The following is an 8,392-nucleotide window of genomic DNA, read 5'->3' on the forward strand; positions in this document are numbered from 1 at the left end:
CGCGTGGACATGTTGGTGAAGATCTTCTCGCGCAGCTCGGGCGTGGCGCCCTTGAGCGCGATGACGAGCGATTCGCTCTGCACTTCCTTGAGCAGCGCCTGCACGCCACGGTCGTCGATCTTGAGCAGATCGTCGAACGTGAACATGTTGTCCATGATCTTTTGCGCGAGGTCGCCGTCGGCCTCGCGGATGTAGTCGAGCACCGAGGTCTCGACCGTCGAGCCCATCACGTTGATGATCTCGGCGGCGGTCTTCACGCCGCCCATGGTGGCCTTCTTCATGCGCTCGCCGCCGGCCAGCACCTTGCTCATCACCTCGTTCAGATCCTTCAGCGCGCTGGGCTGGATGCCGTCGAGCGTGGCCACGCGCACCATCACCTCGTTGCGCTGGCGTTCGGGAAACTGCTTGAGCACGTCCGCCGCCTGATCGAAATCGAGGTGCACGAGGATGGCCGCGACGATCTGCGGGTGCTCGTTGCGCAGCAGCTCGGCCACCGAGCCGGGGTCCATCCACTTGAGGCTCTCGATGCCGGAGACGTCGCCGCCCTGCAGGATGCGGTCGATCAGCAGGTTGGCCTTGTCGTCGCCCAGCGCGCGGCGCAGCACGGCCTTGATGTATTCGTCGGTGTCGCTGACCAGCATGCTGGTGTCGGCTGCGGAGGTCGTGAAGCGCGCGAGCATCTGCTCGACCCGCTCGCGCGGCACCGTCTTCATGCGGGCGATGGTTTCGCCCAGGCGCTGCACTTCCTTGGGCGCGAGGTGCTTGAACACCTCGGCGGCCTCTTCCTCGCCGAGCGACATCAGCAGGATGGCCGAGTCTTCGAGTCCTTCGTCATCCATGCTCAGGACTCCTTGCTCACCCAGCCCCGCACGATGTTGGCCACCGCCTGCGGGTTCTCCTTGGCGATGGTGCGAGCGAGCGTGAGGCGGTCGTCGGCGACCGGCGCCTCGAGCTGCGGCAGCGGCGCGCGGTTGGCGGCGGGCAGCGTTTGCACGTCGTCGACCACCGCGTCCAGGCGAGGCGCCGGGCGAGGCGACTGTGCCGCCTTGAGCGCCGGGCGCACCGCACCGAACACGACGATGAGCGCCAGCAGCGTGAGCGCGCCGGGCACCGCCAATGTGCGCATCAGGTCCTGCGTGCCGGGCTGCTGCCACAGCGGCAGCGGCGTCTCGGCAACGGGTGCCTCGACCCTGAAGGGCGCATTGATGAGCTTGACCGAATCGCCTCGCTCGGCGTTGAAGCCCACCGTTTCCTTGACCAGCGCGGTGAGCTTGTCGAGCTCTTCCACGGTGAGCGCGGTGGTGGTCGTCTTGCCCTTGGCGTCGGTGACCGAGCGGTGGTTGACCACCACCGCGGCATTGAGGCGCTTGACGTTGCCCGTGGCGGCGCGCGTGACTCGCACCGTGCGGTCGACTTCGTAGTTGATGGTGGCGTCGCGCCGGCTGCTGCTGCCGCCCTGCGTGCCCGCCTGTGCGGCCTGCAGCGGCGCCGCGCCGCCGTTGACCGGCGCCGTGGCCGGCACCGGCGGTTGGTTGCTCGCGGCCCCCGGCACGCCACCGGGCAGCCCAGCCGTGCCCGAGCCTGACTGGGCGCTCTGCTCGCTGCGCACGGTGGCCTGCACCGGCTTGCCCTCGGCGTCGCGGCCCTGGTTGGGTGCGAACTCCTCGGAGGTGGATTCGGTCTGCGTGAAATCGATGTCGGCGGTGACCTGCGCGCGCAGGTTGTTGCGGCCGAGCACGGGCTCGAGGATGTCGAACACGCGGCGCGTGTAGTTGGCTTCGATCTGCGCAACGTATTGCAGTTGCTGCGCGTCGAGCATGCCGGAGGCGTTGCCTTCCGGCGCGCCGGAGAGCAAGGCGCCGCTGGCGTCGAGCACGCTCACGGCCTTGGGGTTCATCTCGGGCACGCTGCTGGAGACGAGGTGAACGATGCCGGCGATTTGCGCGCGGTCGAGCAGGCGTCCGGGGTGCAGCGTGAGCAGCACCGAGGCGCTGGGTTTTTGCTGCTCGCGGAAAAAGCCGTTCTGGTTGGGCAGCGCCAGGTGAACCCGAGCGCTCTGCACCGCAGACAGCGCGCCGATGGAGCGCGTGAGCTCGCCCTCCAGCCCGCGCTGGAAAGTCAGGCGTTCCTGGAACTGCGTTTGTCCGAACTTGGCGTTGTCCATCAGCTCGAAGCCGACCACGCCACCCTTGGGCAGGCCGCTGGAGGCGAGCTTGAGGCGCACGTCGTGCACCTTGTCGGCCGGCACCAGGATGGCGCTGCCGCCGTCGGCGTGCTTGTAGGGCACGTTCATCTGCGAGAGCTGCGCGAGGATGGCGCCGCCGTCCTTGTCGGACAAGTTGGCGTAGAGCACCTTGTAGTTGCCGTGCGAGGACCACATCGACATGGCCAGCGCGATGCCGGCCAGCGCCATGACGCCGAAGCCCAGCATCATCTTGCGTCCGGGTGGCAAGCCGGCCAGGCGCGCGCCGAAGCCGGCATCGGCCTCCGTCTGCGTGGGCCTAAGCAGGGTGGCGGCGCTGGAGTTGCCGAGGGGGGCGAGTGCGGTGTCCATCGTGGGCGTAGGGGGCGTCGCGGCTCTGTGTGTTGATGTTGTTGTGCGCACCCCGGGCGATCCCAGGTGTGCCTCGGCATTGTTTCAATCGACTGAAGTCGCACAAGCGGCGAACAAGGCCGGCAATGGCGCCCAGTTCGCCTCATTGCGTACCAAAGGGAGCCCTAGCATCCGGTTCCATGGACATGAAGCTCAAGCCCTTCGACTTCGCCCAGGCCGCTGCCCGCGCCGGCATGCCGCAGGTAGCCGAGCGCGTGCGCCAGAGCACGGCTGCCGGCGCCGCGGAGGGCGCAAGTTTTCACACCAGCTTCAGCCAGGCACTCAAATCAGTGAGCGCCGCGCAACTGCAGACTTCGCAGCAACAGCAGCAGGTGCAGCTCGGCAACCCTTCGGTCAGCCTGGAAGAGACGATGGTGTCGATGCAGAAAGCACAGATCGGCTTTCAGGCGACGCTGCATGTGCGCAACAAGCTGGTGCAGGCTTACACGGACATCATGAACATGCAGGTGTGAGGCCTCGCCTGCGCGGCTTCGTTTGTATTTCCTTCTCCCTCTGGGAGAGGGTCGGGTGAGGGCCTCACGGCCTCGCCTGCAGTGCCACTCGAAAAGGCCAAGGCGAAACCACCTCGCCGGTTGCGGACGATCAGCTCGCATCCAGCGGACTGAGCACCCCTCGCCCGCCCCGGTTCAACACATGCGTGTAGATCTGCGTCGTGCGCACATCGCTGTGGCCGAGCAGTTCCTGCACCGTGCGGATGTCGTAGCCGGCTTGCAGCAAATGCGTGGCGAAGGAATGGCGCAGCACATGCGGCGAGCACGGCTTGCCGATGCCGGCGCGGCGCGCCGCCAAAGACACCGCCCGTTGCACCGACTGTTCGTGCAGGTGATGCCGCCGCTCGACATGCCGCGCCGGGCTGTCCGTCCTTCGGCGGCCAGCGCACCGCAAGCAGGCGCAGCTCCGAGGTCGGCGCAATACACGAGCCGTGTGTCGCTCGCAACTTCGCACGCCGTCTCATCGGCCGGTTCACCATCAGCGCCAGCGGCCTCGGCGGTGCAAGTCAGTTTGCCCTGCGATCGCTCGCGCCCAACCCGGCGTCCGAGCGGGCTGCCTTCGGCGGCGGCTGAACGCCAACGTTGGGCATCACAGACGACGAGGGGCTCAAACCGAGTAGCTCACAACGCCGGAAGTGTGTAGACTTTCACACAAGGAGTCACACATGGCCACCAATCTCGCAATTGATCCAACCCTTCTCGACCGCGCAGTTCAAGTCAGCGGTGAGCGCACGAAGAAGGCTGCGGTAACCAAAGCCCTACAAGAGTTCATCGCGCGCCGCGAGCAACTGCGCGTAGCCGACTTACTCGGCAAGCTGGAGTGGGATCAGTCATTCGACTACAAGGCAGAACGGTCTCGTCGCAAATGACACTGCTCGTCGATACCAGCGTTTGGTCTCTGGCTCTTCGCCGTGATGTTGAAGCTACCGAGCCTGAGGTGCAGGAACTCAAGGAGTCTTTGTTCGGCTCAGACCTCGTGGTTACTACAGGTCTGGTCCTTCAGGAACTATTGCAAGGGTTCTCGGGTGCCAAAGCCCAGGCTCAGATCATCGAACGCTTCGCCGCCTTGCCTCTGCTTCAACCCGATCGAGATGATCACATCGGTGCTGCGGCCCTGCGAAATGCATGTCGCCAAGCGGGTGTTCAGATCGGCACTATTGATGCACTGCTTGCACAACTCGCCATCCGGCACGATCTGACGCTCCTCACCACAGACAAGGATTTCACGCATGCGGCCAAGCACTGCACGCTTCGCGTATGGCCAGCAAAGACACGAGTGAAGCAGTGATGCCCAACCCTTCCATCGAGAGGACTCGCCCCGACAAGCCGGGTCGAGCCTCTCATGTCAAACGTTGGGCATCCAAGGTGTCTTGAAATGGCAAAAGCAGCCGCGTCTACATTCAAGACAAAGCTACTTCGTCCGGCGAAGCCCGGTGAGGATGGCTCATGGGCCTTTCTTGTTCTACCGAAAGGTTCAAGTGACACGTTGCCAAGGCGCGGAAGAACCTCAGTCGAGGGCACCATCAACGGGCACCCTTTTCAAGCCACGCTTGAGCCGGACGGCCAGTTGAGCCACTGGCTCAGGGTGAGCCGGGAACTACGCGAAGCCGCCCGTGCAAGTATCGGTGAGCTGGTTACTGTTCAAATTCCTCCGGCCGATCCAGAACCGGAGCCGCAGCCACCAAATGACCTACAGGAAGCTCTTGCGGCGTGTCCGGCAGCCAAGGCTGCTTGGAATGACACTACGACCATCGCACGCCTTGACTGGATTCACTGGGTTGAGTCTTCCAAGCAAGCCAAGACCCGAAAAAGTCGGGTGGAAAACGCCCGTGACATGCTTTCTTCTGGCAAGAAGCGCGTCTGCTGCTTTGATCAATCAGGTTTCTACAGCAAGAGCCTCAGTGCGCCCCAGGCGGCAGATTAGCGGCATGGTGGCGCATACGCCCAACAAGGCGCTCCATTGGACGGTCTTGCCTCCGCTTCGCTACGGCAAGCCCGCCGCTGAGCTTTGGCGTGGGCGTCACCATGAACTTGCGCTCATGCATAGTCTGGAGCCTCGTTCACTACAGCGCCGAACGGCGTAAAAGGAGAAGTGAGTATGTCTACAGGTACTGTGCGACTGCATCGTGTTCTGCGTGCGCCGCCCGAGCGCGTGTACAAGGCATTTCTGGTCGCGGAGGCACTGGCGAAGTGGCTTCCACCGCATGGCTTCACGTGCAAGGTTCACCACATGGACGCCAAGGTGGGTGGCACCTTTCGGATGTCGTTCACGAACTTCACAACGGGCAACGGTCATTCCTTCGGCGGTGAGTACCTGGAACTTGTTCCCCACGAGCGACTTCGATACACAGACAAATTCGACGACCCGAACTTGCCGGGGGAGATGCAGGTCACCGTAACCTTGGCGAAGGTGTCCTGCGGTACAGAGATCAACATCACGCAAGAAGGCATCCCTGAAGCCATCCCTGTCGAAATGTGCTACCTCGGCTGGCAAGAATGCCTTGAGCAACTTGCAGCACTCGTCGAACCTGAGATTCCAGGCTAGCAGCGCGAGCGCGTTGCTCCACGGAACATGAGCACCATCTCCTCTCGCCGCTTTTTCATTGTTGTCGCGCTCCTCGTCACAGCGGTGGCAGGCGCTCTGCTAAGAAGCTTTTCAGCCCCACAGTCCACGCCGTACTATCTCGGCACCCTGCTTATGGTCATGTGGGTTCCGGTTGTCGGGAACGTCATCTCCTTCTTCGCCAAGAAGTTCAGGCCCTCGGTGCCAGTACCGCCGACTTTCTCGTCCTCAATGCCGTTTGTTGCTCAGGTAGTTGTCGAGCTCAAGTTGCATTCAGAGCAGGCGCCCGCGCTGCCAAGGAGAGAGCAAGATGGAAAAATTCACTGCCTCTTCATCACAGGAACAGAGGGCTTCTCGGTTCGCGTCTCTCTGCTGGAGAGTCACATAGCCGGTGAAGCTGTGGGCGCGGAAGCTCAGTTTCTTCTTCCAGCAGCGGCGCTTCCCAAGTTTCCAGTCGGCAGCAGCTTCCATTTGATGCAAGGCAGGTTAGGCTTTGGAACGGGTCAAGTCCTTTCACTGTCAACAAATTCCTAACCTTTCCATCGAGAGAACTTGCCCCGACAAGCGGGGTCAAGCCTCTCATGTCAAACGTCAGGCGCTTCTCAGAAATAACCTATTACCTGTTGGAAGGGCGAAATGTTTTTCGATAGTTGGTTTGGATTGCTAAGAGTATTTGTCGTGGGCGTGTTGGCTTATCTCGCCCTGATAGTACTGCTGCGTGTGTCGGGAAAGCGCACGCTCTCGAAGATGAACGCTTTTGATTTAGTAGTTACCGTCGCCCTCGGCTCTACCTTCGCGACAATACTGCTGTCGAAGGATGTTGCTCTTGCCGAAGGTGTGCTTGCTTTTGCCCTTCTCATTGCCTTTCAGTTTCTTATCGCTTGGTTGTCGGTCAGGTCAGCGACGGTGTGCCTTCTCGTGAAAGCAGAACCGTCGCTCTTGCTGCATCGCGGACAATTTCTGAAGCAAGCGATGAAAGCTGAACGGGTGACGGAAGCGGAGGTACGTGCGGCGGTGCGCGCGCAGGGTGTGGCAACGCTGGAGGAGGTAGAGGCAGTGGTGCTGGAGACGGACGGGAGCCTCAATGTTGTATCGAAACAAAAACAAGAGGAGGCTTCCGCCCTCAAAGATGTTGCTGGTTATGGCGCAGATGCAGGCTAATGGATTGCTGTGGACGCCGCGTCGATCAAGTCATTCGAGCGGCTTGCGCGAGCGAACCTGCCGCTGCAAGCCGGGGCCAGCCACTCATTTCCGAACCTGGGTATCGTAATTTTCGACTCGGCTCATTCATCACCATGGAATCACGAAATCTTCGGGTCGGTCGCCCCATTACAGCCGAACAATTGGAAGAAATGACGGACGAGCAACTCGTTCGCCTTGTTCCGCGCGCCTACCGCGAGTTCTTTCCCGGCAAGGACTTCTGCTCCGATGGTTGCTTCTATCTGCATGACGGGACGGTGTGGAGTCTTTTCAAGGGTGGGTTCCTCGATGAATGAGAACCTGCTTGTCGTCGCGGTCGCGCCGGTCTTCCTGCGCAAGGCAAACTCGCCCGTGAGGCCGGCTGCGGGTTCCGTCCGAATCATCGACATGCCGAAAAAGTAGGTCGGCCCCGTTTTTCGATCGACAACCGGAGTTTGTGAATGCGTCTGCTGCTTGCCATCTTTCTGCCCTTCGTCGTCTTCTTCACGATCGGCCGACCCATTGCAGGAGTCATCTGCCTGATCCTCCAGGTCACGTTGATCGGCTGGATTCCGGCGGCCATCTGGGCGGTGTACGCGCTCAGTCAGTACAAGACCGACAGGAAGATCGAAGCTGCGCTGGGCCAGAGAGCGCCCTAGCCTCATGTCGGCTTTAGCCGGCGAGCCCGCCGACCGACGGAAAGAGCCCGGCAGCCTTGTGACGGGAGTCTTGGCCGGCGTTGCATCGGCCGGTGTGCTGCTGCAGTTCTATCTGTCCTTGCGGCTGGCGTCGGCGAACGGGCAGTCTCTAGCCTTCGGTGTCGCTTCGTACTTCGGCTACTTCACGATCCTTACCAACCTTCTGGTGTGCTTGGCGCTCGCGCTGCCACTGCTGGCGCGTGCATCGGCCGGCGGGCGCTTCTTCGAGCGCCCTTCGGTCGCTGCGGGCGTTGCCACGAGCATCGCCTTCGTCGGCCTCGCCTACCACCTGCTGTTGCGCCACATCTGGGCGCCGCAGGGGCTGCAATGGCTGGCCGACGTGCTGCTGCATTACGCGGTGCCGGCGCTGTATGTGCTGTATTGGTGGTTCGTACTGCCGAAGGCTCCGCTGCGCTGGACCGATCCGCTGGTCTGGAGCGGCTACCCGGCGGCCTACCTGGCATATGGGCTCGCGCGCGGGGCGGCAATCGGGAGCTATCCGTATCCGTTCATCGATGTGGCCGCCATCGGTTACCGGCAAACGGCCATCAACGCCGTGGGTCTGCTGATTGCCTACATCGGACTCGGCTTTGTCTTGGTGGCTCTCGGCAAGGCGAAAGCTCGCAACAACGAGGGATAACCGCATGCAGGATCGAAGTCGCACGCAGGCGCTGGGCTTGCTGGGCTGGATTGCGCTCTCGTTCACGGCGGCGGCGATCGGTGTAAGCGTGGCCTCAAGGCCCTCTTGCCCGTTCACGACGAGATGCGCACGATCGCCTGATCGAGCGCGCCTGCGATGGTGTGCATCAAGCCGGTAATGCACATCATGGACAAGCAAGTCGTAGGG

At 62.3% G+C, this 8,392-nt stretch carries 12 protein-coding genes and 1 pseudogene; 9 read left to right on the forward strand and 4 right to left on the reverse strand.

The window, feature by feature from the left end:
• Nucleotides 1-839 (reverse strand): flagellar motor switch protein FliG (gene fliG, locus H0W40_RS17840; protein ID WP_292448947.1); only part of this gene is annotated, 839 nt, incomplete at its 3' end.
• 2 nt (nt 840-841) lie between these two features.
• The gene (fliF, locus tag H0W40_RS17845; RefSeq protein ID WP_292448948.1) at nt 842-2,554 is read right to left on the reverse strand and encodes a flagellar basal-body MS-ring/collar protein FliF; all 1,713 of its coding nucleotides are present in this window, start codon (nt 2,552-2,554) and stop codon (nt 842-844) included.
• 179 nt (nt 2,555-2,733) lie between these two features.
• On the opposite strand from fliF, the gene fliE reads away from it, so the two are divergent.
• Nucleotides 2,734-3,066: a flagellar hook-basal body complex protein FliE gene (fliE, locus tag H0W40_RS17850; RefSeq protein WP_292448950.1), complete on the forward strand. Its 333-nt coding sequence runs from the start codon at nt 2,734-2,736 to the stop codon at nt 3,064-3,066.
• A gap of 130 nt (nt 3,067-3,196) precedes the next feature.
• On the opposite strand, the pseudogene H0W40_RS17855 reads toward fliE, so the two are convergent.
• Nucleotides 3,197-3,454 (reverse strand): annotated as a pseudogene (locus H0W40_RS17855) (tyrosine-type recombinase/integrase); the annotation flags it as partial.
• Nucleotides 3,455-3,770: 316 nt separating this feature from the next.
• Between H0W40_RS17855 and H0W40_RS17860 the strand changes: the two are divergent.
• The 6 genes from H0W40_RS17860 (at nt 3,771) to H0W40_RS17885 (ending at nt 6,829) form a co-directional block, all read left to right on the forward strand.
• On the forward strand, nt 3,771-3,974 hold the full coding sequence (locus tag H0W40_RS17860; protein ID WP_292448952.1) for a type II toxin-antitoxin system VapB family antitoxin: 204 nt from the start codon (nt 3,771-3,773) through the stop codon (nt 3,972-3,974).
• Nucleotides 3,971-4,393 carry a PIN domain-containing protein gene (locus H0W40_RS17865; RefSeq protein WP_292448954.1) on the forward strand — a complete coding sequence of 141 codons (423 nt, stop codon included), beginning with the start codon at nt 3,971-3,973 and terminating at the stop codon, nt 4,391-4,393. Before H0W40_RS17860 ends, H0W40_RS17865 begins: the two co-directional genes overlap by 4 nt.
• An 87-nt stretch (nt 4,394-4,480) precedes the next feature.
• Nucleotides 4,481-5,029, forward strand: coding sequence for a YdeI/OmpD-associated family protein (locus tag H0W40_RS17870; RefSeq protein WP_292448957.1), 549 nt, complete (start codon nt 4,481-4,483; stop codon nt 5,027-5,029).
• Between the two features lie 174 nt (nt 5,030-5,203).
• Entirely contained in the window at nt 5,204-5,650 is a 447-nt protein-coding gene (locus tag H0W40_RS17875) for an SRPBCC family protein (RefSeq protein WP_292448959.1), read from the forward strand.
• Between the two features lie 27 nt (nt 5,651-5,677).
• Complete coding sequence (locus H0W40_RS17880) at nt 5,678-6,202, forward strand: hypothetical protein (RefSeq protein WP_292448962.1); 525 nt, start codon at nt 5,678-5,680, stop codon at nt 6,200-6,202.
• Between the two features lie 102 nt (nt 6,203-6,304).
• Complete coding sequence (locus tag H0W40_RS17885; RefSeq protein WP_292448965.1) at nt 6,305-6,829, forward strand: DUF421 domain-containing protein; 525 nt, start codon at nt 6,305-6,307, stop codon at nt 6,827-6,829.
• A gap of 140 nt (nt 6,830-6,969) precedes the next feature.
• Here the strand turns inward: H0W40_RS17885 and H0W40_RS17890 are convergent, their stop codons facing one another.
• Nucleotides 6,970-7,257: a hypothetical protein gene (locus H0W40_RS17890; RefSeq protein WP_292448967.1), complete on the reverse strand. Its 288-nt coding sequence runs from the start codon at nt 7,255-7,257 to the stop codon at nt 6,970-6,972.
• A gap of 51 nt (nt 7,258-7,308) precedes the next feature.
• Here H0W40_RS17890 and H0W40_RS17895 point away from each other — a divergent pair, with 51 nt between their 5' ends.
• Together H0W40_RS17895 and H0W40_RS17900 are read left to right on the forward strand one after the other, a co-directional pair.
• Nucleotides 7,309-7,506, forward strand: coding sequence for a YqaE/Pmp3 family membrane protein (locus H0W40_RS17895; RefSeq protein WP_292448969.1), 198 nt, complete (start codon nt 7,309-7,311; stop codon nt 7,504-7,506).
• A gap of 70 nt (nt 7,507-7,576) precedes the next feature.
• Nucleotides 7,577-8,185 (forward strand): Pr6Pr family membrane protein, encoded by a 609-nt coding sequence (locus H0W40_RS17900; protein ID WP_292448971.1) that lies wholly within the window; start codon nt 7,577-7,579, stop codon nt 8,183-8,185.
• The last annotated feature ends 207 nt before the right edge of the window (nt 8,186-8,392 follow it).

Source organism: Methylibium sp. (assembly GCF_013817345.1).
Taxonomy (GTDB): Bacteria; Pseudomonadota; Gammaproteobacteria; order Burkholderiales; family Burkholderiaceae_C; genus Methylibium.

Bases quoted from the DNA above. Each gene is read 5' to 3' on its own strand.
- H0W40_RS17860 (WP_292448952.1), top strand. From the start codon at position 3,771: ATGGCCACCAATCTCGCAATTGATCCAACCCTTCTCGACCGCGCAGTT.
- fliF (WP_292448948.1), bottom strand. From the start codon at position 2,554: ATGGACACCGCACTCGCCCCCCTCGGCAACTCCAGCGCCGCCACCCTG.
- H0W40_RS17865 (WP_292448954.1), top strand. From the start codon at position 3,971: ATGACACTGCTCGTCGATACCAGCGTTTGGTCTCTGGCTCTTCGCCGT.
- H0W40_RS17875 (WP_292448959.1), top strand. From the start codon at position 5,204: ATGTCTACAGGTACTGTGCGACTGCATCGTGTTCTGCGTGCGCCGCCC.
- H0W40_RS17880 (WP_292448962.1), top strand. From the start codon at position 5,678: ATGAGCACCATCTCCTCTCGCCGCTTTTTCATTGTTGTCGCGCTCCTC.
- fliE (WP_292448950.1), top strand. From the start codon at position 2,734: ATGGACATGAAGCTCAAGCCCTTCGACTTCGCCCAGGCCGCTGCCCGC.
- H0W40_RS17890 (WP_292448967.1), bottom strand. From the start codon at position 7,257: ATGTCGATGATTCGGACGGAACCCGCAGCCGGCCTCACGGGCGAGTTT.
- H0W40_RS17895 (WP_292448969.1), top strand. From the start codon at position 7,309: ATGCGTCTGCTGCTTGCCATCTTTCTGCCCTTCGTCGTCTTCTTCACG.
- H0W40_RS17870 (WP_292448957.1), top strand. From the start codon at position 4,481: ATGGCAAAAGCAGCCGCGTCTACATTCAAGACAAAGCTACTTCGTCCG.
- H0W40_RS17885 (WP_292448965.1), top strand. From the start codon at position 6,305: ATGTTTTTCGATAGTTGGTTTGGATTGCTAAGAGTATTTGTCGTGGGC.